Here is a 26,960-nt window from a genome sequence, read left to right on the forward strand (position 1 = left end):
GAGACACACTTGATCAAGAACGCTGAGGCTCCGGGTGGCGTTGGTGAAGCTCCGACAGCCATTGTCAGTGCTGCAGTAACCAACGCGATCTTCGCCGCGACCGGCAAGCGTGTGCGCAGCCTGCCGATCGATACAAATTCCCTGAAGTCGTCGTCTTAGTCCATGCACGTCATCCCGCGCGCGTTGTAGCGTACGGGATGAGAGTCGGGAACTAAAGCCCCGGCGCATAAAGACTATTGGAACATTCGCGTTCTCCGCAGGTCCAAATTTCGTCTAATGGCACGAAACGAGGTTCAGTGGTACGAACAGCATGGCAACGCCCCGCTAATCCTTGGAGAACAGGTTTCGGAGCACTATCGGTAGCGGTAGCCGGCAGTAAAGGGCCACCAGTCATGCACACTTCGAAAGCGGTTCCAAAGCAGGCTCTCGTCGGGCAGAACGTTTCGCCGCCCGCGGCCGCCACTGTCAAATTGTCTAAAACAGACCTCAACAACTTGATGCAGGCGCTCGACATCGATGTCATCGCGCTGACTGAGATTTTGGTGCCGCGCGGCCATCGAGTTGAATTTGGGACGATTGACGTACCCGGGATCCACTACAACTTAAGTGGCGTGGGCCGCATATCGATCAACCGCGGACCGATGATACCCTTGAGGCCTCATTTGCTCATCATCGTGCCGCCAAACACTCCGTTCATGATCGAGGTTGACGGTGGAAGTGGCCCACCGAAGCTCATTTCGAGAGACTGCTGGACTCGTCAAGACGGCATCCTCCGCGTCGCAGTGCCGAACGAGAAGCCCGAAATAGTCCAGATATGCGGCTTTTTTAACGCATCCTTTGGTCGGTCTGTGAGGCTGTTCGGAGAACTCCGCGAACCGGTCATCGAGCAATTCGAGCCGGCGGACAGGATCGATCTGAAGCTTCGCGAGGCTATGGACGAGTTGCTACAGCAAGAGGTCGGCGTTGGGGCCATGACAGCGTCTCTGCTCAAGCAGATCGTTGTCTCGTTGGTGCGACGGTCCCTCAAGTCATCCCAGCGGTGGACTGAACGATTCTCGATACTTGCCGACAGACAGGTCACTCGTGCTTTTGCGGATATGGTGGCGCGGCCGGGAGCCGCCCATTCAGTTCAAAGCTTGGCACACAGTGCAGGATTGAGTCGTTCGGCGTTCATGGCGCGTTTCTCTGACATCTTTGGACAATCCCCGATGGCCATCTTGCGAGACTTGAGAATGCGCCAGGCTGCGATCGATTTGACGACGACTACGATGTCGATCGACGTCGTTGCTCTTAATGCGGGGTACGAGAGCCGTTCAAGTTTTGTGCGAGCTTTTCGAAAGGCGTACAATCGGGATCCGAGCGACTATCGGCGGATAGCCAAGGAGGGTAAAGCCCAGAAGGATAACTGAGAACGGCGATCCCAAAGCAAGAAGGGGCTGCCGCCCGCGACGGCGCCCTCTGCTTTGCCTCACGCAGAGCGGCGCTCAGAATCAGGTGCTTCTCCGCTCGCAACATTTCGCTTCAAGTTGGCTGCGGCGAAGGCGTACCCGCCGGACGCGCCGTCAACGAAGTGCACGTGATTAGCTCGCATGGGTGATGGCACAAAGCACGTAAGATTTGCGGCCAACTGTCGATGCGTTCCAAAAAAGCATGCACCTCGTCGCTGAGCCTCTTCCAAGCGCGCGTCTACGACGTCAGCGAGTTCAGATGAGCAGTCCACTGTCATACGCAGGCCGTCATCGAATTTTCGGTAATCTGTGTTCTCCACAAGCTCTCGTCGGAACCGGGTTTCATCAAAGTTACCAACAGGAACTCCTAGTGGGGTGCCCACCCACGCAAGAATGGCGTGCAAGCGCTTCGCAGCCCGAGCCGCAAAGGGACTCTTTCGACTGCCTTTCTGGATGGCATGATCAAGATCGTCGCCGGCCCATGCGGGAATCGGGCCTTCGGCAGGCAATGGATGTAGGCCGGAGTCATTCGAACGGAGCGTCCGCAGGAGCTCCTGTATGAACTCTACAAACGAAGTAGGATCATCGCGCGGAACGACGATAAGAGAAAAGATGACGCCGTTCTTGGCGCTGATCGGCGCAAATCGGCACGAAAGACCTGTGAGGTCGGCTGTTACTCCCATGGGCGCGCGCGGAAAGGTGTAGCCGCCTTGCTTGAGTTTACGCTCTGCCCAGGCAAGTCCGCCACCGTCGAACATCGCGTAGGTGACGTTCGAGGATGGCGCGAAGCGAGCTACCAGGACGTCCAAGTGCTGAGCGCGAATGTCCGCGACAGGAATGACCGCAATGCGCAACGTGAGACCCAATGCGTCTTCAGCCCAGGCGGCGGTTTTTGCCAACGTATCCCTGATGATGGACGAATAGGCGCCGGGCGCGGCGAAGCTCGCGCCATCTCCTCCGAACGTGGACGGAAACTGTAGGTCGGGTAGTGCATTGCTGACGGCAGCAAGAACCGCCGCACCGGCCGCATTCACCTCACGGTACCGTCCTTGTTCAATAGCTTCGGTCGAACGGCTGACGTCCGTAACAGCGACGATCCAGTCATCAGGTAGAGGGCGATACCGATCTCGCCGCACGACGTCATCGAAAGAGCCGAAGGGCACAAGCGCCTGATAGAAGCGCTCGTCTTCGGCCTCTCGGTCAACCTTGATCTGGAAAAGACCCGCTTCGAAGGCTGGCTCTGATCTATCCACCATCATTTGCCCTCCCTTCGATCGTCGTCGGGGTTCAGAGTGGGGCCGCATTGAGAGTCAGCGATCGCCAAAATGGCCAAACCACGCGAACGAGCCTAACGTCAAAGCCCAGGACGGGATTTTGCGGGAGCGTAGGCAGTCACCCGAGCTTCACGGGTGGCCATGCGCTCGGGGCTAAGCTCTCCTGGTCGCCTCGAACAGGAACCATGAGCGACTTTCCGCCCCGTCGATCCAGTTTTCGATCAGGCTGGCCGTGGAGACATCGCCATGCTCGTCGCAGACGTTGTGGGTCTGCCGCATGCGCTGGCTTAGCGCCAGATTATCCTCCTTCAGCTCGGCCAGCATGTCTTCGGGCGTGACGTAGCCAGCATCATTGTCCTCGATATGCTTCACTCTGGCGATGTGGCCGATCGAACGAATCGTTGTGCCGCCAATCTTGCGAATTCTTTCCGCGATGTCGTCCGTCATCGCAAAAATCTGCGCGGCCTGCACATCAAGGAGTAGGTGATAATCCCGGAAATGCGGGCCTGATATGTGCCAATGGAAGTTCCTGGTCTTGACGTAGAGCGCGAACACGTCTGCCAGAAGCACAGTGAGCGCCGCCGAAATATCCCTGGTGGCATTCGAGCCGAGATGGCTCGGCGTGCCGAGTGGCGCCTCGCGGCGCTTCCTCGCGTCTTCTATATCCATTTTGATCCCTCCTTCAGGGCTCTACCTGGGCCACGTTGGCCCGCGCCGGGGCTCCTGAGCTCCGCTTCAGGTCCGCGACCAGCATCGCCACGGCATGGCGCGCAAGCGCCTGGGTCGGGGCATTGGTGTTGCCGCTGGTGATGTTGGGCATGATCGAGGCATCGATTACCCGGAGGCCGTCGACCCCGTGAACCCTGAGCCTTGCGTCGACCACCGCTCGCGCGTCCTGGCCCATCCGGCAGGTGCCGACCGGGTGCCACATCGTCGTCACGACACGCTTCACCCATTCGCCGATCTCCGCATCCGACTGGATGTGTGGGCCGGGATCCATCTCTTCCTCGATCACCGGCGCCAACGACTCCTGGGCCATGACCCTGCGGATCGCGTGCACTGCCTCCACCGCAGCCCTTAAGTCTTCCTCTTCGCCGATGAAGTTCGGGTTGATGAGGGGCATCGATGTTGGGTCGCTGTCGGCCAACCGCACCCAGCCGCGGCTCTTGGGCTGAAGCACCACGAGTTCGAAGGTGATGCCCGAGCGGTCGCCCGCCGGGCCGAGTTGCTCGGACAAGACGGTAGGAGCGTGATAACATTGGATCGTAGGCTCGGCGGTGAAATCGGACGGATTCCAGTGTGTCACCGTCTCGATGCCATTGCCCGACGCCGGGCCATCCTTGGTGACGAGATAACGCAAGCCCGCCTTCACGCTGCCGAGGCCCTGCGCGGCAGCCTGATAGCCGAGATCGCCCTTTACATAGACACGGACCGGCACCATCGGGTGGTCCTGGAGATTTTCGCCCACCTCCGGAGAATCGACGACCACCGCGATACCATGCTGTCGCAGCTGCTCGGCCGGCCCGATGCCAGAGTGCATGAGGATCGTCGGGCTATGGACGGCGCCGGCCGACAGCACAACTTCGCCGGCCGTGATCCTCTTCAGGCTCGTGTCCATGAACTCAACGCCGACAGCCCGATTGTTCTCGATCAGGATGCGAAGGACGGTCTTGCCGGTGAGAAGTGTTACGCGGCCCGAGGTGAGGTGCGGACGCAGATAAGCGTCGACCGCGCTGCATCGGCGCTGATCTCCGACCGTCGACTGCACCGGCGAGACGCCGATCTGGCTCTTACCGTTATAGTCGGGATTATAGGGAACCCCATATTCCTGGAATGCCTTGAGGCAATATTGGTTCAGCTTGTTGATGCCCTTGGGCAACTGGACCGCCAGACCACCATTTATGCCGTGATACTCGTCGTGGAAGGTGTCGTTGTCTTCCTGCGCCATGAAGACGGGAAGCAGATCTTGATACGACCATTTGCCGGTGTCGCCGACCGCGTCCTGCCACGCAGAGAAGTCGCGTATCTGACCACGGACGTAGCACATCGCATTGATCGAGGATCCGCCGCCGAGTACCTTGCCTGAGCGATATGCGCGCTTTCTACCGTGCTGGGGAACCGTCTCGTATTTCCAGACATGCCGGTCGTGGGCCAGCAGTTTGGCGAAGCCGGCCGGAATGTGGATAAACGGATCGCGGTCCATGTCGCCCGCTTCGATCAGCGCGATCGACGCATCGGTGTGTTCGGCGAGATAACTCGCGACAACGCAACCGGCCGCGCCCGCACCAACAATGACGATATCGTAGGCTTCCCGGGACATCAGTGTCGTTTTTCTTTCATAGTTATCCTTCAATCAACGCCCCGTCGCTGACGCAGCGCCATCGCGGCTCCTGACCCTGAGATTGATCGGACCACTCTTTTGGAGAGTGACGTTGCGATGCCGGCGAGGGAAATGACCTCTCGCCATAGAGTCGATAGACGATCGTTATTGTCGTTGCCCGAGGTCACCCTGCCGACCTTCGCCTCGCCGGCATCGGTGACTTAGCAGAGCAGCGTCGCAGCGTTTCGCGAGACGTGCTCTCGCGCTCAACGAAGCGAATAAACGGTGCGCGTGTCACACCGGCTCCTGCCACGTCGGATGACTCGGGACCGACACTGCCGACGTCGCCTATCCGATCCGAACCCCGCACATACCCGCAATGATCGCGGCCGAGATAGCCGCGCTTATTGCGACGCCGCCGCCCCAAATACGATTTGCGGTGCGTCGATTGACGCCATGCGCTATCAGCACCATTCGCAATCCCGACGTAAGATGGCTTAGGACAAAGAAGACGCCGAGCGCGTAATGAGGCAACAGCCGGATATTCCATGCGTCATGAATGAGCCCGGTCGGCGCTCCGATCGCGAAATTCCAGTCCGTCGGTATACCGAGAAAGCTACGAGCGTAGATGAAAACGGAGTTCATATGCCCGAGGATGTAGAGCGAGAGGTAGGCCCCCGAGCCCACCTGAAATGTCCGATGGAAGTCCTGCGGGGCGGCACTCCAACGCCATGCCAGAAACAGGCCGGTGCCGATCTGGAAAACCATGGCCGCGACCAACAGCGGTTCACCCACCTCAGAGCGGTAGAGAACGCGGCCGACCTTCATGAGGTCCGCATGTGCATCGGGGCCGATCAACCCAAACAAGTGATTGGCTAGATGGAACGCCACGTATAGAGACAGGACCGCCGCCGTCGTGCCGTGGACGATGCGCAAGCGCCCCACGGCCGTCGGCGTTGCAGCGACCGGATTGCCGGCGGTCTGTGACCAAATCGCGATTGCGAGCCAAAGCACGCACCACACGAGTTCGTCTGGGATGGGGCTATGAGTCAGGGCCTGAACGACGCCAAGAAAGACAAAGAGCGTTGGGGTCGTCACGCCGGCATAGGCCAGCCGCCGCGCTCCTGGATTGGCGCCGGGCCGCCAAGCGAGCGCGAGCGCGAGAAACGGCACAACGAACGCCACGGCCAGGATCAAGGTCGCGGCGACAATTGCGAGAGGCGAAGGCATTGCGGCCTGCGTGCCAACAACGGCATGGAAGGCGCGGAGTAGAAAAGGGTAGCAGATGGCCGCCGCCGCGGGAGCCAGCGCCGAATAGTCGAAGCGTGGCCCAATCACGGCTCTTTGGTCCCGCGGCTGAGCGAATACGTTCATCTAAGCCCCTTAAATATCAGCCGCCCGATCCGGCGAGTGCTCGCGCCGTATTAGCCCTCCACCATCGGCGCTATCAAGAATGATCGAGGCCCCAGCCCCAAGCGCGTCGGGTTCGTGACCGACCGCTGCAGGCGAGCATCGGCGACGTCTCGACGACGCCTTCGCAGCCTTCAGCCAGCTGCGCGCCTGCCCAATTCCGGACGCATCGCGACCGGCTCCTCAGGCGCGTTCAGGACCGACGTCGTGAGCAGGACAGCCGCAGCGAGGACCCAGTAGTACCAGGCGTCGAGCCCAGCGAATTTGAAGGCAAACGGTGCGATGACAAAGACCACCCCGACGGCGCGATCGACCCAAAGGTGCAGCCAGTAGGGAATGATGTGGACGAGACCGGTGGGATGATCCGTCAGGGCGGCCAAGAGCAGCGCGGCCACACCGACGACAACCGAAAGCTCCACTGCAAGCGGTCCGCTTTGGCCGAGCTTCAGCACGAACGGAGCTGCGATCAAGACGATCGCGACAGGATAGTCGATCAGGTAGGCGTGGATAGACTTGGTGATGAAGCGAAACGACATCGGAGACTCCTTTGCTTGGTTGCTCGAGCGCGTGCTTGCGACGTGGAAAGTGCATCCACCCAAGAGGGCGATTTCGCGATCCTGTGATGGCAAGCACTCCGTCACGGGCCAGCCCGATTAGACGAGCAGTAAGGGTACGCCGGCACGCCTACCATTAGAAATGCCCGGTTGTTATCGTTTCCATTCCACTCGCCCGGCGTCATGGAAGCGGGTTAGTTTGGCGCGTCGACCGCGAGTGTCCGAGGGCGGTGCTTCACCGTCCGAACGACGACCGACCAGTCGCGAAGCCGCGTGACCTTGACGAAAGCGTCCAGCGCCGGCGAGTAGCGGCGCCCCTGCACAGCCAGTAGCCGCACCTCGCGCGAAATTGGGTCGCCTTCGAGCGGAATGGTCTTGAGCGTCGGAAGGCGCGGCATGTGCTCAGGCGCGAGTATCACGCCGAAGCCAGCGGCGGCCATGTGCTGCAGGTGCAAGTCGTGACCGCTGCAGTGGCCGCGGTTGGGTGGTTCTTCGGGGAAATACGACTGCTGGATCTTAGGAGCGACGTCGCATTCGACGCGCTCCAGCAAGACAGTCTCACGGAGGTCATCGATGCTGATCGAGGGACGATTTGCGAGCCGGTGTGTCGGCGCGAGAACCACGACATAGCGTTCCTCGAACAGAGACCAGTCGTCGATACGGGCGGGCACGTCCCGCACGTCTCCGACCATTGCGGCGTTGATCTCCCCTTCAAGCAAGAGATCGACGAGCTCCTCCGCCACGCCCTCGCGCAGTTCGACGTGAAGTCCAGGGATGCAGTTTGCGATCTCCGCGATCGGATCGAGGACGAGCGACGCTGAGATGGAAGGGGCCAGGCCAATCTTCAGTGGCGCAACCTCCTTTCGTTGGAACTCCTGGGCCCTGCGACGCACCGCCTCCGCCGAGGCCACTGTGCGCTCCAGCATCGGAAGGACCTCCTTTCCGAGGTCGGTGAGTTGGGTCAGCTGGCGCTCGCGGTAGATCAACTGGCCGCCGAGTTCCTGCTCGAGCTTCTGCACCCCTTTGGTCAGCGCGGGCTGCGTGACATTGCATTGTTCGGCGGCGCGGGTGAAGTTGAGTGTGGACGCGACGGCGAGGAAGTAGCGAACCTGATGAAGCTCCATGGGTTGTTCTCCATCAAGTTGCTGCGAGCCCGGGGTCGACGATCAACCGATGCCTGGCGCAGCCATCACGCAGCGCGGACATATGAACCGTGAGGTTCGCGGGCTCAACAAGGACTTTGGGCCACAATCGAGCCATCAAGTCCTGCTCGCTGATCAATTCACCGCGATGTTCAAGCAAAGCAGGCAGGATCTCCAGGGCTCGAATTCCGAATGGTAGGGGCTTCTCGCCTTCCAGAAAACGGAGCTGCATTGGAAGCAGGCGAAACGGTCCGAATGACACTTTAATTGGTGGAACAAAGAATCCGTGGTCCGTATCCGGAGTTTGAGAAGCGCGATTTACGTCAAATCCCGGTTCGGGATGCGTCAAGCGACCAATAAATGCGCGCATTATAACCTCGCGTGACTTGGAACGGCGGTTTTCCGAGGACAGCCTCGTTGGGCACATTTTGATGGCTTGGAGCGCTGCGGTCGATTGCGCGGGGGTACTGTAAGGTTCGCTTGTCGCTGTCTGTGCTAAGCGATCGCTTAGAACTGAGGGCAAAGACTTCGCGCCTCGAATCCGTCAACCGGATGGGCGGCGCCTAAGGGAGGGACTCAGCGATGCGACAAAATGCGGTTGACGCAATTTGCGAGTAGATGGCGCCCTCGCGCGAAAACGACTCAGGATATGCCTTTCGGCTCAGAAATTCCGCGGCTGCAGTAGTCTTATATTGAGGCGGTCCGCCATCCGGCTGAGTTCGGGAAGCGAACGTGCCTTCATCTTCCGCATCAGGTTCACGCGATGCACCTTCACCGTGGATTCGGCGATGCCGATATCGTTGGCAATCTGTTTGTTTAGGCGCCCGGCCACGACGCCGAGCATAACTTCACGCTCACGGGAGCTGAGCATGTCGAAACGCTCCTTGAGCGCAGCCCATGCGCTATCACTCTCTCGACGGGCACGGTCGCGAGCGAGGCCGGCCTCGATGGCGTCAAGCAGATCCTGATCACGGAATGGCTTTGTAAGGAACTCTATCGCACCGCCCTTCATCGCCTGCACGGTCATCGGCACGTCGGCGTGCGCTGTGATGAAGATAATCGGCACTTGCCTCTTTGCGGCGACAAGGTCGCGCTGCAGCTCAAGACCACTTCGTCCCGGCATTCTCACGTCGAGCACCAGGCAAATGGGACCGTCCGGCGGATCGGCCTTGAGAAATTCGGGAACAGACGAAAATTGTCGGGCAGGTAAGCCGACTGTCCGCAACAGCCGCACGACCGAGTCGCGAAACTCGGCATCGTCATCGATAACCAAGACACAGGGATTTGCCTCACCCATTCTCGGTATCCTGCGTGGGGAAGCGCATTTTCCGCTATTCGACGTTACTCTACGCACAATCAGTCGAAATGAACAGGTATCTTTTGCCTAAGCGTATAGCCGGATGCCTAAGCCATCGCTTACGGGCGCGGTCATTGCATTATTGGGGAATGTCCCGGACACTAGAAATTGCATGCGGGCGCGAGGTATGCCGCCAGTGGAGCGAGGAAGGTGCCTGGAACCGGCAATGTTGAACCGAACACTGATAGCCATCGTCGACGATGATCAGCTCTATCGTGAGTCAATGCGAAAGCTCGTAATGTTAATGGGCTACACTGTCGAGGCGTTTCCGTCAGCAGCCGATTTCCTGGCGTCACGCTTTTTGCCGGAAACCACCTGCTTGATCGCCGACGTTCACATGCCCGGAATGACTGGGGTCGAGCTACACAGGCATTTGGTCGATGCAGGGTACGCAATCCCGACGATCCTCGTTACCGCCTACCCCGATGAGGTCGTCAGGGATCGGGCTCTAAAGGATGGGATTGTTTGCTACCTCGGCAAGCCAGTCGACGACGACTATCTCGAGCGATGCCTGCGTTCGGCTCTGCAGCCGGGTACGCCGATTGAGGACAGTTCATGAGTCGTTGTCCGCCGGCAGGGTGAACTGAAAGACGGCGCCGCGAGGTTCGTTCGCTTCCGCCCACAACTTGCCCCCATGAGCATGGACAATGGAGCGGCATATCGACAACCCCATCCCTGTCCCACTGGACTTCGTGGTGTAAAAGGCGTCGAAGACTCGATCGAGATGCTGCGCATCAATGCCGGGCCCAGAATCGCGTACGGCTACGTGGACGCCTGCCTGATCCTGCCCGATACTGATCAATAGCTCTCTTGCCCCTTCCTCAACCGAGCCCATTGCTTCAGCCGCGTTCAGAATCAAGTTCAGCATGACCTGTTGCAGTTGAACGCAATCCCCCATAACCGGAAGCAGTCCATCTGCAAGCCGAGTTTGGACCGAAATGCCATTCCTGTGAGTCACGCTTTGTGCCAACACAAGCACTTCGTTGATCGCCGTATTAAGATCAAAGCGTTCCTTTCGCAGAGGCGCTTTCTTGATGTGATCGCGCATCCGTCCGACGATATCCTTGGCTCGGTCCGTATCCCTGACAACGCAAGCGAGCGCTTCCCTGGTCTCATCCAGACTTGCCGGGTTCATTTCCAAAAAGCGCATCCCTGCACGGGCGTTGTTACGAGCGGTCGCAATCGGATGCAGAATTTCGTGAGACAGCGAGGCGGCCAATTCTCCCATCATGCTCACGCGGTTCATGTGGGCGAAATCCAACTCGAGCTGGCGCAGCTTTTCACGTTCGTCCTGTGCCCGCCTTCGTTCCGTCACATCGACGGTTGTGGTGATAACCTCAGCCAGCGCACCTTGGGGGGAAAATACATGATGGCTGGTTCCTTCGACCCATTTTAATGTTCCATCAGGTAGAAGGATTCTGAACTCGGCCATGAAATCTCTTTTCTGGTGCACGGCCTCCTGAATCGCTCCCCACACTCTGTCGCGGTCCTCTGGGTGAATGCGTTTCCACATACTTTGTCGACTTGGAAGGCCCTGCAGCGGATCAAACCCCCAGATCCTGTAACTCTCGTTCGACCAATAGAGGTAACGCTTCGTTGTCGCGTTGTAGACCCAATTGCCGGTGCGGCTCAGTCTCTGTGCTTGGCTAAGCGCTTCCTCGACGCGCTTGCGCTCTGTCAAATCGAGCACGAAGGCGAGGCCCTCGTCGCCTCCTTCTTTGAACAGAGCGGCGCCAATAAGCACAGGAACGCGACTGCCGTCTTTCCGAACATACTCCTTCTCGAAGGGCTGAACTCTGCCGGTTGAGTTCAGTTCGGCCCGAGTCAGTATGTCGCGCTCACGCCATTCGGGCGGGGACAGCTCGGTCCAGCGCACGCGGCCCGAAACCAAGTCTTCACGGTCATATCCTGTGATACGTAGAAACGCGTCATTGGCTTCAAGAATTCGACCTTCGCGGTCGGCAATGAGGATCCCAATGATGTTGGCGTCGACCAAACGCCTAATCTTCCCTTCCCGATCCGCGAGGTCGTCATAAAGCCGAGAGTTTTCGAGCGAGATTGCCGCCTGCGACGCAAGCACCTTCAACACTGTGACGCGGTCAGGTGTGAAAACGTAGGCCGTCAAGTTGTTTTCGAGGTAGAGCACACCGGCCAACCTGCCCTGTTTGAGCAACGGCAGGCAGAGAATTGAACGGGCGTGATGCTGATGAATGTACTTATCGGCAGAAAACGGGTTCGCGGCCGCGGCATCGTGGAGAAGAACGCTCTCTTTTGTCCGGAGCACGTAGTGGAGGATGGACTCCGGCAGATCTGCAGCGGTTACACTTGCTCGTCGTTGACCGACGGTCGTATTATTATTGCTGGTCGTGACTTCCGCCTCAATCCGATACCCAACACCTACCGCTAGGATCAACAGACCTCGCCCGGCCCCCGCGTGCTCAATCGCTGTGCGCATCAGCGTGTCGATCAGCTTTTCCAGGACGATCTCGCGCGACACGGCTTGCGAGACTTTGATGACAGTAGCTAGGTCCAGTTGCTCGACGGACGTCCCGATCGTGCTTGTGGGGCTGGCACCCGGCTTTTGCTCCCTGAGGTGCGGATACAACTCGTCGAGTTGGCGTACCTTGCCGTCGGCTGCCCAATGGATGTATGCGTGCCGCGCGTCCTGCAGATAGGCATGAGCGATCTTCTTGAACCCGCGTGCGGCATAAAAGCGTGCGGCGACTTCGTTGGCGAGCGCCTCGTTATGGACAAAGCCATGCGTGTGTGCCGAGTGGATAGCGTGCTCGTAAAGATGTTCGGCATCGAGCGCGCGGCCTTCGATCCGGGCGATCTCCGCCCCGACGAGCGCGGCGCGGTTCTCGAAGTTGTCCGGGCAAGCCGTCGCCCAGACCTCGAGCTGTCGGTGGTGCGCGGCTAGTGCCCTGACATGCTCCTGCCATTGGCCGGCCGCCGCGAACTCGCAGCATGCTGCTCTGGAGAGCGCGCTGTAAAAGTGATACTCCGCGCATTCGAAAAAAGACGCCGATGTCGGCTGCAGCTGTTGCGCCCTCAATGAGGCCTCGAGGGCACCCGCATAGTCGCCGGCAAAGAAGCGTGCCTGCAGCTTGCGGGTCCAATAAGAGCCCTCGGCCAACGCCAGATCCGGGTTCCTGCAGAAACGGGACTCCAGTAGGCGTTCGTCAAACTGCCCATCGTCAAAGCGACCAAAAATCGGCGTCAAGCCGCGGAGTGTCCGAATCAGCCCAAGCTGGCCGGCGATGGAGTCAATCGCAAAACCGAACCGCATGTTTCGCGCGAACGCGAGACCATGCTCGACCTCGACTTGCACGTTATCGAGCGGATCGCCCGCCGCGAGAAGATACGTGTTCAGGTGGGTGTAGTAATACGCCGCAAAAGTGAGGTCACCGATCTGGTTCGCCGTCTCAAACGCACGCCGCAGCAGATCGCGACCTTCCCGGACATGTCTCGTCCAGAACATGAGTAAATATCCAAAGTTCAAATAGGTCCTGGCCTGGAAGCGCTTTAGCCCGCGCTGTTCGACCAGTTCATAGCCGAGACGGCCGAATCGAAGTCCCGCCTGGTAGTCCCCGAATTCCGGTCCAGCAAGCCTGCCAAGCACTGCATAGGCGTAGCACGAGCCGTCACAATTGCCGCCCTCGAGGCTGAGATTGACTGCTCGACAGATGACCATCGAACGTAATTTCGCATCCGTGTAGTGGGCAGGCGGCCCGAGCTTCGTCAGGACGTCGAGCGTCGCGAGCGATGCGGCATTGCTCATCAAAGGTAGATCAACGAGGCTTTCTATCGTGCGGGAGCCGAGTTGGGACCAGATCCGCTTATATTCGCGCCGAGCCTCGTCTTCCGTCGGGTGCGGCGACCAGTCGATGCCCAGGTGGTGGAGATAGTCGAGACCGACTGCGATCGCGCGGCTGCCCTGATCCAGGGTCGTGTAAAGATCCACCTGCAGGCACGTGACGCGGGCTCGTTCGATCGTCGTCGCGGTACGGGCCGACAGCACCGCCAGGCGCTGCTCGGCTTCCGCCAGTGCACCAGTGAGGAACTCACATTCGGCCCGGTGCAGCTCCAGTTCAAAGATCAGGTCGTGCCGGCGCTCCCAAGAGTCCCGGGGCAGCAGTGCCGCGCCGGAGAGCAGATAGTTCAGCGCCGCGGCATACGCTGTCGAGGTTTTGGCGCGTCTACCTGCAATGAAATTCAACTCCGCGACCCGCTCAAGCTCTTCAATTGACGTGATGAGATGCGAGCCGCGGTTGAGCTGATTGACGATTTCGAAGATCGCCTCCTCCAGCTTCTCTGGAGGGGTCTGCGCTGCGAGCAGCATCCCTATTCGGAGATGGGCTTCGGCACGCGATTCCTGCGGGATCAAGGAGTAGGCGGCTTCCTGGACACGGTCGTGGAGAAACTTGTAGGAATCTTCCGAACGAAAGATCAGCCCTGCTCGCACCGCTTCCCAAAGCTGGCCATGCATCTCCTCGGCGGAGTCCTGGTAAACGATCCGCAACATGGTGAACCCTGCGTCGTTGCCCAGGCAGGCGAGCTTCTGCAATGCGTTTCGAGTTTCGCCGGACAGGCGGTTCAGCTTCCCTACCATAAGGTCCACCACATTGTCGGTGTAACCTTTGGCGTGAATGCGATTCAGGTCCCAGCACCATCGCGCCTCGCCATAATCGAAAGTGAGCAATGCTTCGTCGGCGAGCGCAGAAATGAACTGAATGGCGAAAAACGGATTGCCGGTTGTCTTCTCGTGGATCAGCTGCGCCAGCGGCGTGATTCTCTCTGGTTCGCTGTGAACAGAATCCGCGATTAGTTGTCCCAAGTCTTCACAGGTCAGGGGTGCCAATACGATGTCTTGCAATATCGCGCCAGCTTGGCGCATCGCTTCGAGCTTGCGCATCAGCGGGTGGATGGGATCGACTTCGTTGTAGCGGTAAGCGCCAATCAACAACAGGTTCTGCACATCCGGCCGGGTCAACAGATCCTCGAGCAAATCGAGCGTTGCTGCATCAAGCCATTGGAGGTCGTCGAGGAACAGGGCGAGCGGATGTTCCGGCCGCGCGAATACGCTCATAAATCGCCGGAACACCAGCTGAAAGCGGCCCTGCGCATCCTGTGGCGGCAGCTCGGGGACCGGCGGCTGTTCTCCGATGATGTGCTTCAATTCCGGGATGAGATCAACAATGAGCCGACCGTTCGGTTCGAGCGCCTCGAGCAGCGCCTCCCGCCATTGCCGCAGCTCCGCTTCGGTCTTGCTCAAAAGCGGGCGGATCAGGCTCTGAAAGGCCTGCGCAAGGGTGGCGTAGGGGATGTCGCGCTTGAACTGATCAAACTTGCCCGATGCAAAAAAACCGCGGGGCAGAACAAGTGGCTTATGAAGCTCGTTGACGACCGCGGACTTGCCGATGCCGGAGTATCCGGAAACCAGCACCAACTCCGGCCTGCCGCCGGCGACGATACGGTCGAAGGAGGCAAGCAGGGTATCGATCTCGGCTGTCCGACCATACAATTTCTCGGGGATCAACAGCCGGTCCGGAGTGTCGTGTTCCCCGAGCGGGAATTCGTCGATATCGCCTCGGGTTTCCCATTCAGCAAGGCAACGCCGTAGATCGCTCTCGGCGCCTGCAGCCGTCTGGTAACGCTCCTCAGCAGTCTTGGCGAGCAGCTTCATAATGATCGCAGAGACGGAGCCTGGGAGGTCTTTTAGCCGCTCGCCGGGCGGCGCCGGTGGTCTTGCAATATGGCAGTGTACCCATTCCATCGGATCGGCCGCCGTGAAGGGCAGAACGCCCGTGAGCATCTGGTACAGCGTGACGCCGAGGGCGTAGAGATCGCTGCGGGCGTCGACCGAGCGGTTCATCCGCCCGGTTTGTTCGGGTGCCATGTAGGCGAGCGTACCGGCGATGGTCTCGGCCGGTTCGGGCGCCTGCCGCTCGCGGGACAGGCGCGACGCGATACCAAACCCGGTGAGCCGCACATGTCCATCCGCGCAGTCCACCACAATATTAGCTGGCTTGATGTCTTTATGGATGAGCCCGTGCTGATGAAGCTTGCCCAGAGCCGAGGTAACAGCGATAGCCAGGCGCAGAAAGCGCCCTACCTCCATGGGCTCACCGAGCAAACGATCGAGCGGCTCCCCGCCCGGATCATCGAGCACCAGTATGGTCCGACCGGCGTCGCGCATGAGGGCCAACGGCCGCGCCGCCCATGCCCCGTCGAGCTCATCTTTCAGCTCGTATTCGTGCGTCAGGCGATCGAGTCTCGTCCGCGACGGGTGGTCGGCGGCGGGGGCAACAAGCAGCACGGCAACCCGGTTGCCATTGTCGTCCAGTCGCCAGCCGCGGCTGAACACGCGCTCGCCGTCCTCCCACAACACCTGAGAGCTGCTGTCCGAGTACGCGACGTTCAGCGACTGCCGCACCATCTGTCAGACTCCGGCGTCGGGCTACGGCTTGAAGCCGGCTGATCAAGCTCTTCGCCACACGCGCGGCCTCACTCCAGCCTGGAGAAATCGTACTCCATCGCCCGAGAAATGCCAGCCGCCCTCCGTCCTGCCGGGTACAGCGGATGCGGATCCTCCTTCGTTCAGCAGCAATTTGGAGCGATTTGCCCGCCCTGAGGGTGCAGAGGCTCGAGCTGGAACTCAGCCATCGCGAGCGCCAGCTGACGCAGCTCACCCACCTTGGAACGGAAATCCTTCCGATGCTGGCGGGCATGCTGGCCTCGGCAGAGACGGTACGTCGTCGAGCCCAGGCGCGTTCCGCGCTCCTCAGTGTAACGGAGATAGTATTCCGGCTTCATCGCGCATCGGCGCCGCCGCGACTCACTCCGCCGCGGCCGCGATCGCCTGGGTCGGCTTGCCGTCGTTCTTGCCTTCCGCGAGGTTGCGCACCACCATGTAGAAGATCGGCGTGAAGATCAGGCCGAACAGCGTGACGCCGAGCATGCCGAAGAACACGGCAACACCGACCGCCTGGCGCATTTCCGAGCCGGAACCGGTCGACACGACCAGCGGCAGCACGCCGAAGATGAAGGCGAACGACGTCATCAGGATCGGCCGCAGGCGGAGCCGGCAGGCCTCGATGACAGCCTCCAGCCGCGCCCTGCCCTCGAGCTCGATGTCGCGCGCGAACTCGACGATCAGGATCGCGTTCTTGGCGGCAAGTCCCACCAGCACCACGAAGCCGATCTGGGTCAGGATGTTGACGTCCTGGCCCATGATGCGCACGCCGATGGTGGCCGCGAACAGGCACATCGGCACGATCAGGATCACCGCGAACGGCAGCGTCCAGCTGCCATATTGCGCCGCCAGCACCAGATAGACGAACAGCACACAAATCGGGAACACATAGAGGCCGGCATTGCCACCCGTCACCTGTTGATAGGACAGATCGGTCCATTCGAGGGAAAAGCCGCTCGGCAATGTTTCGTCGGCCAGTTGCTTGATGGTGTTGAGCGCCGTCGTCGAGCTCACGCCCGGCGCCGGCTCACCCTGCAGCTCGGACGCCGCGTAGAGATTGTAGCGCGCGACACGATCGGGTCCCGATCTGTCCTTGAATTCCACAATGCTGCCGAGCATCACCATGTCGCCGGCTGCGTTGCGGGTACGCAGCCGCGCGAGATCGGAAGTCTCCTTGCGGAATGGGAGATCGGCCTGCGCGGTGACGTGATAGGTGCGTCCGAACAGGTTGAAGTCGTTGACATATGCCGATCCGAAGTAAGTCTCGATCGTGTCGGTGATGTTGGCGATGGGGACGCCGAGCTTCTGCGCCTTGACGCGATCGATATCGACGAACAGCTGCGGCGTATTCGCCGTGAAAGGCGAGAATACCGAGGTCAGATTTGGCGACTTTCGCGCGGCGGCGACGAGCTCGTCGGTCGCCGCTGCGAGCAGCTCGGGACCTCGTCCTTGTCGATCCTGGATGCGGATGGCGAAGCCGCCGCCGGTGCCAATGCCTGGCACCGCAGGCGGTGGAATGACGATGACGAAAGCGCCCTGGATCACTGAGAGCCGCTTGCGTAGATCGGCCGTGATCGCGTTGGCGGACAATCCCTTCTTCTCCCGTGCCTCCGCCTGGTCGAACACCGGGAACAGCGCCGCGGCATTACCCGCCTGCGTGCGCGTCGCGCCAGAGAAGCCGCTGAACGCCCCGACGCGGACGATACCTGGCGTATCTAGCGCGATTCGCTCGATTTCGCGCACCACCTCAGCGGTCCGCGCCAGCGATGCGGCGCCTGGCAATTGCACCGAGACAATGAGGTAACCGCGATCCTGTGCGGGAATGAAACCCTGCGAGGTGGTAGCGAGCAGCCAGCCGGCGCCGCCGATGAGCGCGAGATAGATCACAAGCATCACTACCGTATGCCGGATCACGAAGTCGGCGGCGGTCGCGTAGCCGTATGCCAGGCGATCGAAGATGCGGTTGAACAGCGTGGTGAAGCCGCCCCAGCCGCGCCCAATGATGTTCCAGCGTGCCGGCGGACGTTTCTCCTCGTGCGGAGTAAGGATCTGCGAGGCAAGTGCCGGCGACAGCGTCAGCGAGCAGAAGCAGGAGATCGCGGTCGCGACCGCGATGGTGACGGCGAATTGCTGGAAAAAGCGTCCGGAAATGCCGCCCAGGAAGGCTGTCGGCACGAACACCGCGCAGAGCACCAGCGCGATCGAGACCAGCGCGCCACCGACCTCTTCCATGGTCTTGAGCGCCGCCCCGCGCCGGCTCATACCGTGCCGGAGATGTCGCTCGACATTTTCGACAACCACGATCGCGTCGTCGACCACGATGCCGACCGCGAGGACCAGGCCGAAAAGCGTCAAATTATTGATCGAGAATCCGAGCGCGGCCATTACCGCGAAGGTGCCGACCAGCGACACCGGGATCGCGATGATCGGGATGACCGCAGGCCGCCACCCCTGCAAAAACACCAGCACAACGATGACAACGAGCGCCATCGCCTCGTAGACCGTCTTAATGAGCTCATGGACCGATTGGGCGATGAATTCGGTAGGGTTGTAGCCGATATTGTAGTCGAGCCCCTTCGGAAAACTCTCCTTCAGCTTCGCCATGGTGGTGGAGATTGCCTTCGCTGTGGCGAGCGCATTCGATCCGGGCCGTTGCGTCACCACCATTGCAACGGCCGACTTGCGCAATATGCGGCTGCTGGTGGCGTAGGAGAGCGCACCGAGCTCGACGCGGGCGACGTCGCGCAGACGTACGGTGCGGCCGTCGGAACCGGCCTTCACCACGATGTCCTCGAACTGCCCGATATCCTTGAGGCGGCCGGTGAAGACGAGGTTTGGCTGGAGTGCGCGATCGGCGATCGGCGGCTCCGCGATCTGTCCGCCGGTGATCTGCAGGTTCTGGGCGCGGATCGCAGCCAACACCTCGGTCGATGTCAGACCGACATCAGCGATCCGGTCGGGATCGAGCCACAACCGCACCGAGTAGTCGCGCGCGCCGAACATCTGGATGTCACCGACGCCGTCGAGCCGCAAAAGCTGATCGCGGACCTGCAGCAGCGTGTAGTTGGAGATGTAGAGCTGATCGAACGAGTCGTCGGGCGACAGCACGAATACGGCCATCAGGATGTCAGGCGAGTTCTTGCGGGTTACGACGCCGTTGCGCTGCACCTCCTCGGGCAGCCGCGGCTGCGCAATCGCGACGCGGTTCTGAACCAGCACCTGCGCGTTGTCGAGGTCGGTGCCGAGCTTGAAGGTGACGGTGATCGTGAGCTGGCCGTTCGAGGTCGCCTGGCTGTAGAGATATAACATGTCCTCGACGCCGTTGATCTCCTGCTCGATCGGGGCGGCGACGGTGTCGGCTACTGTCTGCGCCGAGGCGCCCGGATATTGCGTGGTGACGGTAACGGTCGGCGGCACCGCCTGCGGATATTCCGAGACCGACAGCGTCTGGTAGGCGATCGCGCCGACGATCAGAAGCACGATCGACAGCACCATCGCCAAGATGGGCTGGTTGATGGAAAGCTTTCCGAGATTCATGGCGTGGCACCTGCCGTAGACTTGTCGCCTGCCGGCGCCTGCGCCATTTTCGGTGTCACCTTTGCGCCGACGCGGGCACGCTGCAGCCCGTCGACGATGACGTGATCCTCCGGCTTGAGGCCCTCGCGAATCACGCGCAGCCCTTCATCGAGCGGCCCGAGCACCACCGGCCTTGCCTCTACCGTGTTGTCCTGCTTGACCACGAACACGATCTTGCGCGACTGGTCGGTGGCTATAGCGGCGTCCGGGATCAGCAGCGCCTCGTAGGGCGACGAGCCGATGATCCTGACGCGGCCAAATTGCCCCGGCAGGATCGAGATATCCTTGTTCGGGACGATCGCGCGGCTGCGCAGCGTCGCGGTCGAGATGTCCAGTCGATTGTCGAGGAAGTCCATCTTCCCTTCATGCGAGGGCTTTGTCTCGCCGGTCAAAGTCACATGCACCGGGTTCGGCGTATCGCGCGAACTCGGCCGCTTGCCTTCGAACCAGAGCCGGCTGTTGCGCTGATAGGTCGCTTCGTCGACGTCGAAATAGATGTAGATCGGATCAAGCGACACGATCGAAGTGAGCAACGTCGCGCCACTATCGGCGCCCTGCACCAGATTGCCCGGCGTCACCAGATGGCGACTGACGCGGCCGGTGATCGGGGCCAGCACGTGGGTGAATTCGACATTGAGCTGCGCGGCCTTCAGCGCCCCCTCGGCCTGCGTCTCAGCCGCATAAGCCGCCTGCAAGGCCTGACGGCGCTGATCGACGACCTGTACGGAGACTGCGCTGGTCTGGACAAGGTTCAGCCCACGGTCGAGTTCACGCTTGGCGAGCTCTGCCTTGGCTCGCGCGTCGTCGAGTTGGCCCTGGGCTTGCGACGCGACCGCTTCGAACGGGCGCGGATCGATGATGTAGAGCAGATCGCCGGCATGAACAATCGCACCGTCCTTGAACTCGACGCTGTTGACGAAGCCGCCGACGCGGGCACGAACCTGGACCTCCTCGACCGCCTCGAAGCGGCCGGTGAACTCGTCCCAGTCGGTGACCGTACGCTTGACCGGTTGCGCAACTGTCACCGGCGGAGGCGCCGCCGCCTGCGATTGCGCCCTCTCGCCGCAGCCAGCGAGCGCCAGCGCGAACAGCAAACCAACCGACGCGCCACCACGTCGTCGAAGGCGCCGCAACGAACCGCGATCGCGCCGGGGCACCGGAGCCGGATGCTCGGTTCTGTCAGTCGTACTCACTTCCGTTTCTCCGAAAACCTGAAATGTTGCAAACGGCGCGCCCACCTTCGGGCCCGGGACATGCGGTTACCAGGAGGAATAGTCCTGGCTGTGCTGCGCGGCGACGCAGGCGCCAGCGGAGCACGATCGCGCAGCCCATCTGGCCGCGTTGAAATGGACAGGTCATGGCGCGACAATTTCGATTGCGTCATTGCTTTGCATATCGTCTCCTGCCTTTTCAATTTTCCATCGCGGTCCGCGTGTCGATCGGGGCAAGTGCAAGCTCGGCACGACGGTGGTTTCGAGAATGACCTTGCAACGCCGGCGAAGAAAATCACGTCTCGCCATGGAGTCGATAAACGATCGTTATTGCCGCTCGCCCTGCGGCGTGATGCGGTGGCGAGGAATCCCACGAGCCGCATGGCACTTAAGCCGACACTTTTATTCTGCGGAGACTTCCAAGCCGCGTTCAGTGGCTAAATCGCACCCAATGCCGTCGCGGCATGCACAACTGGCGCCGCGAGATTCGCGCAGTGAGCTCCGAGAGAGGCTCGTACGCGGCGTACGAGAGCGGAAAAATGCGCGCGGGACACTGTGGGGCGCTCACGACCATCATGAATGCGTCAAACGCATTTTTATGTTTAACGCCTTTTCGCCGAATTGTTCATTTTGCGCGCCAAACAACTCAAAGATCATTCAGGAGGCGCGTCGACGGATTTCCTCGTCGCGGAGCTTCGACTGACTTCACGGTGCATTCCTGCCGGTTATGGATATGATAGCTTTACGCGGATGGTCGCCGGATTTAGCTGCTGAACGCAACCGCCGGAGCGGCCGCGGCGCTGAAATCTCGCACGAACTCTAAGACTTGTTCTGCGCTGTTGCTGGCGTACACACTCGTCGATGCTCGTGGATCAATCATTCGAACAATCGGGACCTAATCATGACCAAGACCCGCGAAGTTGTTGTCGCAAGCGACCCCACTAATCATGGCGCGCTGGTAGGCCATATCGGCGAATCTCAATTTCCTGTCGGCGGCCCGGATGGCACCGGCCATATTTCTTCCGGTCCCAATCCTTACGACCTTCTTAGCGCATCTCTTGCCGCATGCACGGCTATGAGCGTTCGTTTTCAGGCTCGACGCCAGAAACTTCCGCTGGAGCGGTTGGAAGTTGGCGTCAGCTTCCACCATGGCGCTCAGGGCGAACGAGATTCGTTCGTACGCACCCTAGTGCTGGGAGGAAAACTCGACGGGCAGCAGCGCGCCTTCCTGTTGGAAGCCGCAAACCTCTGTCCCGTTGGCAAAATGCTCGGCATTGGTGCGGATATTAACACACGGCTGGACGCTACTACTTCCGGCCACAGCCCAAGCACTCAGGCCAGCTACGATGATGATCTGGCGCAACTCCCGATCCCGAATATCACTCCGGATTGAGCGTCTCTCGCGCAGTCGATCTTGCACCGGGGCATCCCAGCCTATCATACCCGCAGGGCCTCCAGTTCGGTGGACCCGCGATGCGGGATGCCGACGGGCTAAAGCCTACCGGCTCCTGTCGTACAAGCTCTCGCCGAACCCGACCTTGTCGTCTTGGGGAAGACGAGATCCCCAACCTCGGATGGGCAACATTTCGCGCGAAGTCTGATCCGACGCGAATCTCAACCCGACGTTCTCGCATTCTCCGTCGCCCTTCCTTGTTCGAGCAGCATGGCCGCGGCATACGATGGCGCCTCGTTCACGACAATCCGGCCGCCTCCTGATGTTAGCCCCAACAGCAGCGGCATTCTTCCGCGCATTCCGGCTCTTTTGCGTACTCAGTGCCCAACGCGGGGCATTCGTTCCGCCGCGGCTGACGCGCTTTGATGTTTCGCGTCGTTGGCATCGATTCTATAGCCACAGGTGATTGGACCGTCGAGTTTCGCGATCGTATTTTTGTTCGTCCGCAAGGCAATCGGAAGATGACGACATACCACACACGAGGAGGTTGAGGATGAGGGCAATCGTCGTAACGGACCAGGCTGCGGGAAATGCCGGCATGAGGCAAGCGGAGCGGCCCCAGCCGCAGGCAGCGATCAACGACGTCGTCGTTCAAGTTCATGCCTCAGGATTCGTCGGGACCGAACTGTCGTGGCCTTCGACCTGGACCGATCGCCTCGATCGTGACCGAACGCCGTCGATCCCTGGGCACGAGCTGGCCGGTGTGGTAACTGCTCTCGGATATGGCACGACCGGTCTGTCGGTGGGACAGCGGGTGTTCGGCCTCGCGGACTGGTATCGCGACGGCACGCTGGCCGAGTATGTGGCGATCGAGGCCCGCAACCTCGCGCCGTTGCCGGGCGACGTTGAGTTCACAGTGGGCGCGAGCCTGCCGATCTCGGGTCTGACTGCGTGGCAGGGGTTGTTCGTGCACGGGCGCCTTCAGGCGGGGCAGAGCGTCCTCGCGCACGGCGCGGCCGGCGCAGTCGGGTCGATGGTGGCGCAGCTCGCACGAGAGGTCGGCGCCTACGTCATCGGCACCGGGCGCGCCGCCGACCGTCAGAAAGCGCTCGAATTCGGCGCGAAGGAGTTCGTCGACCTCGACAACGATGCCCTCGAAGACGTCGGCGGAGTCGATCTGGTGTTCGATCTCATCGGCGGCGACATCGGGAAGCGCTCCGCGCGCCTAGTTCGATCCGGAGGAACGCTGGTGTCCATCGTCGGGCCGGCCGAGGCACGGCCCGCCAAGGGCCTCGCGGTCGACTTCGTCGTCGAGTCCGATCGTGCCCAACTGAGTGAGATCGTCCAGCGGGTGCGGGACGGACGACTGCGCACGAACATCGGCAACATCACGACACTCGACGATGCCATCGCCGCCTTCAAACCGACAAAGCGGATCAGCGGGAAGACGATCATCCGCGTTCGTCCGTGAACGACCCGCATTCGATGCACGCGGCCGGCCACGTCCTGTCAGACGCGCCGGCGCAACTCAGGAAACTACCATGGCCCCCTGGCACGAGATGTCAGACGGGCGACATCCCTGCGCCATTTCGAGCAAAGAGAGCGAAAGCATTCGTCATCTCAGCTCATTCCTTAACGTATAGGAATCACCATGACTAACGGAATTACCATGACCAACGCCGTCATCGATTGTATCCTGAGCCGTAGCGCCACCAAGTACTATGACCCTGCCGCCACGTTGAGCGACGAACAAATCCGCGAGCTGGTGCGAATCGGCACCACTGCGCCGACTTCCTTCCACTTACAGAACTGGCGTTTCATCGCCGTGCGCACGCCTGAAGCCAAGGCTCGGCTGAGTCCGATCGCCTGGAATCAGCCAGCGATCACCGAAGCAGCCGTCACTTTCATCGTCTGCGGCCAGTTGGCCGATTCCAGCGTAGTACCTGAGCGCCTGGCACCGGTGGTGGAAGCGGGCATCATGCCGGCAAAGTTGATACCGGATTGGGAAATCCCCGCACGCGATCTGTACATGCAGTACCCGCAGCGCCAGCGTGACGAGGCAGTACGCACCGGCACCTTCGGTGCGGCGGCGATGATTTATGCGGCCCGCTCGCTAGGCTTGGGTTCGACGCCGATGATCGGTTTTGATGCCGAAGCGGTGCATCGCGAGTTCGGACTGGCCAAAGACGAAGTACCGGTCATGCTGCTGTCCATAGGGGCGGAGCGTCCGGGAAACTGGCCGCAGAAGCCGCGCCGTCCGGTGGTCGAAGTGTTGAATCTCGTTTGATATTAGTGAAGCCGACCTCTTACGGAGATTGTGATGCCACGAATTGCGGCTCTAAAGCCGGAACAGGTGCCGGCCGATTCGAAACCGACGCTCGATATGTTCACCAAGAACATCGGGTTCACTCCAAATATGATGGCGACCTTCGCGGCAAGCCCGATCGCGTTCAACGCATGGGCCACCCTCCTCGGCTCCATGAGCAAGGTGCTCGACGTGAAGACGCGTGACAGCATCGGCCTCGCTGTCTCCGAAGTGAATGGCTGCAACTACTGCCTGACCGTTCACAGCTTTACGGCCGATCATATGGCCAAGCTGCCGGCCAATGAAATCATTCTCGCTCGGAAGGGCCATGCCAGCGCCCCCAAGCGGGACGCCGCCATCCAGTTTGCGCGCAAAATCATCGAGACCCGCGGCAAGGTCAGTGACGCCGATCTGAAAGCCGTCCGCGATGCCGGCTACACGGATGCGAACCTCATCGAGATCGTCGCGCTGGTGGCCATGTACTCCCTGACGAACTTTTTCAATAATGTGTTCGATCCCGAGGAGGACTTTCCCGCCGTTGCGCCGGTTGGCTCGATCTGAACTTCATCCGGTCGCGTCAACCATCTCTCCTGGGGTGCTCGGGGCTCTTATGTGATGCGAGCCTAGCGCTAGGCCCCGGATGCACCTTGGAGCGCGTCCGGGGCTTTTGATATGTGCCGACAAGGTTTTTTACCTCGTCGAGCACGAAATCATTCTGATCGACTGCCTGCTAAAGCCACTGCTTCTTGCCGTGGGTGCTACATCGATGCCACCGATTCCATAGCCAAAAGTCATTGGAGCATGGAGTTTCGCAGTCCCACTTTTGCTTCTCTGCAGGGGACGGAAGGTGAAGACGTATAACAAGATCTCCGAATAGATGCCGACCGCACGGGCTTTCTTGTCGGCGGGAAAGGCCTGCCCAAGGACGGAAAGGCCTTAGCAGGATCACGGCTTCGCCCAAGCCTTGCAGGAAGCGGCCGACGATCAGCGGCACGAAACTCGGCGCGAAACCAATCGCGATCGCGCCCAGGCCGTAGAGAGCGATCCCCCCGAAGAAGATCCGCGTCTGTCCGAACCGATCACCCAGAGCGCCGGCGACCAAAGTCAGGGCCGCGAGCGGCAAGAGCTCGGCGAGTCGCCTCAGTTTGGGAAGGACATACGGACTTCGCCGATCCTCCGCGTGTACTCTTCTCAAAAAGCGTCATCAGACTCGCGCCCAGCCGCAGTGCTGATGGGCAAAACCGATCTGAGCATGGACCGCCGTCACCGCTTGGCGCAGGTGGTCCTCAAGCCTGTCGATATCGATCTCGCCGCGTGCCACAAGGCCGATTTCCTCGGCTCTTGGTAACAGCGACCGGAAGGTTTCCGCGGCCCATGCGTAAAGAGACGAGTCGGGGCCGCCGCCCACCGGAGTCTCCGAAAACAGGCGAGGCAACTCCACCCCCGCGTTGTAGAAATGCTCCACCATCCGCGCTCCGACATCAGGGCACGTGACGACCGAGCGAAACGTCGTATTGATGAGGTCGGAGGTATCCTCCCAAAGAGAGACCAGCGGAAAGGACCACCATGTTCCGAGGAGCAATACCTCATGGAAGGCAACCGCGCCGCCTGTCTGGACGTGAGTGGCCGCTGCGCGGATCAGTGCAACAGTGTCGCTCTGGTGGACCAAGACATAGCGACCAATAGCCAGATCGCAGTTTCCGGAGCCGGTCATTTCGGAGGCCTTGCCTTCCACGAATTCGATATTGGCGTGACCAGCGGCGCGCGCGCGCTCACGGGCCGTGGCGATCGCGGCAGCGCTGCGGTCGATCCCGACGACGGCCCCAGGCGGTCGACCATTTCCGCCGCGAGCATTGCCACGTCGCCCGCTCCGCAACCGATATCGACGACGCGCATGCCGCGTGCGAGCCCGATTTCGCGCAGGAGACGCGTCGTGATCGGGCGGAGGTTATCCGCCTGCAGCATCAGCCTGCGAAGTTCCCGGTTCGAATGCCCCAAGACATAATTTTGCATCAAACCAGTCTCCTTGTGCTGCTACGCCACGATCCAAAAGGCGGCGATGATCCACGAGGAGCGCAGAACCGCTCGCCGTGCCCGAGTCCTCACGGACGAACGCGGATGATCGTTTTCCCGCTGATCCGCTTGGTCGGATTGAAAGCGGCGACGGCATCGTCGAGGGTCGCGATGTTGCCGATGTTCGTCCACAGTCGTCCGTCCCGCACCCGCTGGACGATCTCACCCAGTTGGGCGCGATGGGACACGAGAACAAAGTCGATCGTCAGGCCGTCGGCGGGCCGTGCCTCGGTCGGGCCGGCGATGGTCACCAGCGTTCCTCCAGCTCGAATCAAGCCTGCGGACCGCTTCGCGATGTCTCCGCCGATGAGATCGAAAACCAGATCGACTGGACCGGCGTCTTCGAGGGCGTCGTTCTCGAGAGCGACGAACTCCTGCGCGCCGAAGTCGAGCGCCGTCTGACGGTGGGCGGCGCGTCCGGT

Annotated in this window: 21 protein-coding genes; 6 read left to right on the plus strand and 15 right to left on the minus strand. The window is 60.7% G+C overall.

The genetic code is table 11. The annotated features are described in order from the left end of the window. Positions 1–392 precede the first annotated feature (392 nt). Positions 393–1,409, plus strand: a complete 1,017-nt coding sequence (locus ACZXDY_RS37445; protein ID WP_028167150.1) for an AraC family transcriptional regulator — start codon at positions 393–395, stop codon at positions 1,407–1,409. 59 nt (positions 1,410–1,468) lie between these two features. Here the strand turns inward: ACZXDY_RS37445 and ACZXDY_RS37450 are convergent, their stop codons facing one another. From ACZXDY_RS37450 to ACZXDY_RS37485, 8 genes are all read right to left on the minus strand, one after another. Beyond that, positions 1,469–2,707, minus strand: a complete 1,239-nt coding sequence (locus ACZXDY_RS37450) for a DUF3095 domain-containing protein (RefSeq protein WP_464349000.1) — start codon at positions 2,705–2,707, stop codon at positions 1,469–1,471. Positions 2,708–2,875: 168 nt separating this feature from the next. Further along, positions 2,876–3,391, minus strand: coding sequence for a Dps family protein (locus tag ACZXDY_RS37455; RefSeq protein ID WP_464349001.1), 516 nt, complete (start codon positions 3,389–3,391; stop codon positions 2,876–2,878). Between the two features lie 13 nt (positions 3,392–3,404). Then, the gene (locus ACZXDY_RS37460; protein WP_464349002.1) at positions 3,405–5,042 is read right to left on the minus strand and encodes a GMC family oxidoreductase; all 1,638 of its coding nucleotides are present in this window, start codon (positions 5,040–5,042) and stop codon (positions 3,405–3,407) included. A gap of 348 nt (positions 5,043–5,390) precedes the next feature. Beyond that, a complete protein-coding gene (locus ACZXDY_RS37465; protein ID WP_464349003.1) occupies positions 5,391–6,227 on the minus strand; it encodes a hypothetical protein in 837 nt (278 codons plus the stop codon). A gap of 359 nt (positions 6,228–6,586) precedes the next feature. Continuing rightward, a complete protein-coding gene (locus ACZXDY_RS37470; RefSeq protein ID WP_028167147.1) occupies positions 6,587–6,988 on the minus strand; it encodes an SPW repeat domain-containing protein in 402 nt (133 codons plus the stop codon). 212 nt (positions 6,989–7,200) lie between these two features. Further along, the gene (locus ACZXDY_RS37475; RefSeq protein ID WP_028167146.1) at positions 7,201–8,130 is read right to left on the minus strand and encodes a LysR family transcriptional regulator; all 930 of its coding nucleotides are present in this window, start codon (positions 8,128–8,130) and stop codon (positions 7,201–7,203) included. Positions 8,131–8,143: 13 nt separating this feature from the next. Beyond that, positions 8,144–8,518: a winged helix-turn-helix domain-containing protein gene (locus tag ACZXDY_RS37480; protein ID WP_464349004.1), complete on the minus strand. Its 375-nt coding sequence runs from the start codon at positions 8,516–8,518 to the stop codon at positions 8,144–8,146. 291 nt (positions 8,519–8,809) lie between these two features. After that, positions 8,810–9,445, minus strand: a complete 636-nt coding sequence (locus ACZXDY_RS37485) for a response regulator transcription factor (protein ID WP_464349005.1) — start codon at positions 9,443–9,445, stop codon at positions 8,810–8,812. Positions 9,446–9,671: 226 nt separating this feature from the next. On the opposite strand from ACZXDY_RS37485, the gene ACZXDY_RS37490 reads away from it, so the two are divergent. Further along, positions 9,672–10,064 (plus strand): response regulator transcription factor, encoded by a 393-nt coding sequence (locus ACZXDY_RS37490; RefSeq protein ID WP_028167143.1) that lies wholly within the window; start codon positions 9,672–9,674, stop codon positions 10,062–10,064. Here ACZXDY_RS37490 and ACZXDY_RS37495 read toward each other — a convergent pair. The 3 genes from ACZXDY_RS37495 to ACZXDY_RS37505 all read right to left on the minus strand — a co-directional run bounded on the left by ACZXDY_RS37495 (position 10,059) and on the right by ACZXDY_RS37505 (position 20,689). Then, positions 10,059–15,944 carry an AAA family ATPase gene (locus ACZXDY_RS37495; protein WP_464349006.1) on the minus strand — a complete coding sequence of 1,962 codons (5,886 nt, stop codon included), beginning with the start codon at positions 15,942–15,944 and terminating at the stop codon, positions 10,059–10,061. The two genes, ACZXDY_RS37490 and ACZXDY_RS37495, sit on opposite strands and share 6 nt — an antisense overlap. 399 nt (positions 15,945–16,343) lie before the next feature. Next, positions 16,344–19,517, minus strand: coding sequence for an efflux RND transporter permease subunit (locus ACZXDY_RS37500; protein ID WP_464349007.1), 3,174 nt, complete (start codon positions 19,515–19,517; stop codon positions 16,344–16,346). Further along, positions 19,514–20,689: an efflux RND transporter periplasmic adaptor subunit gene (locus tag ACZXDY_RS37505; RefSeq protein WP_464349013.1), complete on the minus strand. Its 1,176-nt coding sequence runs from the start codon at positions 20,687–20,689 to the stop codon at positions 19,514–19,516. Before ACZXDY_RS37505 ends, ACZXDY_RS37500 begins: the two co-directional genes overlap by 4 nt. 979 nt (positions 20,690–21,668) lie before the next feature. Between ACZXDY_RS37505 and ACZXDY_RS37510 the strand changes: the two genes are divergently transcribed. The 4 genes from ACZXDY_RS37510 to ACZXDY_RS37525 all read left to right on the plus strand — a co-directional run bounded on the left by ACZXDY_RS37510 (position 21,669) and on the right by ACZXDY_RS37525 (position 25,026). Next, complete coding sequence (locus ACZXDY_RS37510; RefSeq protein WP_464349008.1) at positions 21,669–22,160, plus strand: OsmC family protein; 492 nt, start codon at positions 21,669–21,671, stop codon at positions 22,158–22,160. Positions 22,161–22,713: 553 nt separating this feature from the next. After that, on the plus strand, positions 22,714–23,631 hold the full coding sequence (locus ACZXDY_RS37515; protein ID WP_464349009.1) for an NADP-dependent oxidoreductase: 918 nt from the start codon (positions 22,714–22,716) through the stop codon (positions 23,629–23,631). Between the two features lie 198 nt (positions 23,632–23,829). Next, entirely contained in the window at positions 23,830–24,447 is a 618-nt protein-coding gene (locus tag ACZXDY_RS37520) for a nitroreductase family protein (protein WP_210164719.1), read from the plus strand. 33 nt (positions 24,448–24,480) lie between these two features. Next, positions 24,481–25,026, plus strand: coding sequence for a carboxymuconolactone decarboxylase family protein (locus tag ACZXDY_RS37525; RefSeq protein ID WP_464349010.1), 546 nt, complete (start codon positions 24,481–24,483; stop codon positions 25,024–25,026). A 169-nt stretch (positions 25,027–25,195) separates the two neighbouring features. On the opposite strand, the gene ACZXDY_RS37530 is transcribed toward ACZXDY_RS37525, so the two are convergent. From ACZXDY_RS37530 to ACZXDY_RS37545, 4 genes are all read right to left on the minus strand, one after another. Then, a complete protein-coding gene (locus tag ACZXDY_RS37530; RefSeq protein WP_464349011.1) occupies positions 25,196–25,660 on the minus strand; it encodes an MFS transporter in 465 nt (154 codons plus the stop codon). Between the two features lie 9 nt (positions 25,661–25,669). Continuing rightward, complete coding sequence (locus tag ACZXDY_RS37535; protein ID WP_464349014.1) at positions 25,670–26,275, minus strand: methyltransferase domain-containing protein; 606 nt, start codon at positions 26,273–26,275, stop codon at positions 25,670–25,672. Then, positions 26,176–26,478: a hypothetical protein gene (locus ACZXDY_RS37540; protein WP_464349015.1), complete on the minus strand. Its 303-nt coding sequence runs from the start codon at positions 26,476–26,478 to the stop codon at positions 26,176–26,178. Before ACZXDY_RS37540 ends, ACZXDY_RS37535 begins: the two co-directional genes overlap by 100 nt. An 89-nt stretch (positions 26,479–26,567) precedes the next feature. Beyond that, on the minus strand, positions 26,568–26,960 hold a 393-nt coding region (locus ACZXDY_RS37545; protein ID WP_464349012.1), incomplete at its 5' end, for a zinc-binding dehydrogenase.

This window comes from Bradyrhizobium sp. LeoB3, from assembly GCF_055456055.1.

Coding starts and splice junctions, on each gene's coding strand:
- ACZXDY_RS37480 (WP_464349004.1), bottom strand. CDS start 8,518: ATGCGCGCATTTATTGGTCGCTTGACGCATCCCGAACCGGGATTTGAC.
- ACZXDY_RS37450 (WP_464349000.1), bottom strand. CDS start 2,707: ATGATGGTGGATAGATCAGAGCCAGCCTTCGAAGCGGGTCTTTTCCAG.
- ACZXDY_RS37540 (WP_464349015.1), bottom strand. CDS start 26,478: ATGCAAAATTATGTCTTGGGGCATTCGAACCGGGAACTTCGCAGGCTG.
- ACZXDY_RS37525 (WP_464349010.1), top strand. CDS start 24,481: ATGCCACGAATTGCGGCTCTAAAGCCGGAACAGGTGCCGGCCGATTCG.
- ACZXDY_RS37470 (WP_028167147.1), bottom strand. CDS start 6,988: ATGTCGTTTCGCTTCATCACCAAGTCTATCCACGCCTACCTGATCGAC.
- ACZXDY_RS37455 (WP_464349001.1), bottom strand. CDS start 3,391: ATGGATATAGAAGACGCGAGGAAGCGCCGCGAGGCGCCACTCGGCACG.
- ACZXDY_RS37460 (WP_464349002.1), bottom strand. CDS start 5,042: ATGTCCCGGGAAGCCTACGATATCGTCATTGTTGGTGCGGGCGCGGCC.
- ACZXDY_RS37515 (WP_464349009.1), top strand. CDS start 22,714: ATGAGGGCAATCGTCGTAACGGACCAGGCTGCGGGAAATGCCGGCATG.
- ACZXDY_RS37490 (WP_028167143.1), top strand. CDS start 9,672: ATGTTGAACCGAACACTGATAGCCATCGTCGACGATGATCAGCTCTAT.
- ACZXDY_RS37495 (WP_464349006.1), bottom strand. CDS start 15,944: ATGGTGCGGCAGTCGCTGAACGTCGCGTACTCGGACAGCAGCTCTCAG.
- ACZXDY_RS37510 (WP_464349008.1), top strand. CDS start 21,669: ATGACCAAGACCCGCGAAGTTGTTGTCGCAAGCGACCCCACTAATCAT.
- ACZXDY_RS37475 (WP_028167146.1), bottom strand. CDS start 8,130: ATGGAGCTTCATCAGGTTCGCTACTTCCTCGCCGTCGCGTCCACACTC.
- ACZXDY_RS37445 (WP_028167150.1), top strand. CDS start 393: ATGCACACTTCGAAAGCGGTTCCAAAGCAGGCTCTCGTCGGGCAGAAC.
- ACZXDY_RS37500 (WP_464349007.1), bottom strand. CDS start 19,517: ATGAATCTCGGAAAGCTTTCCATCAACCAGCCCATCTTGGCGATGGTG.
- ACZXDY_RS37520 (WP_210164719.1), top strand. CDS start 23,830: ATGACCAACGCCGTCATCGATTGTATCCTGAGCCGTAGCGCCACCAAG.
- ACZXDY_RS37485 (WP_464349005.1), bottom strand. CDS start 9,445: ATGGGTGAGGCAAATCCCTGTGTCTTGGTTATCGATGACGATGCCGAG.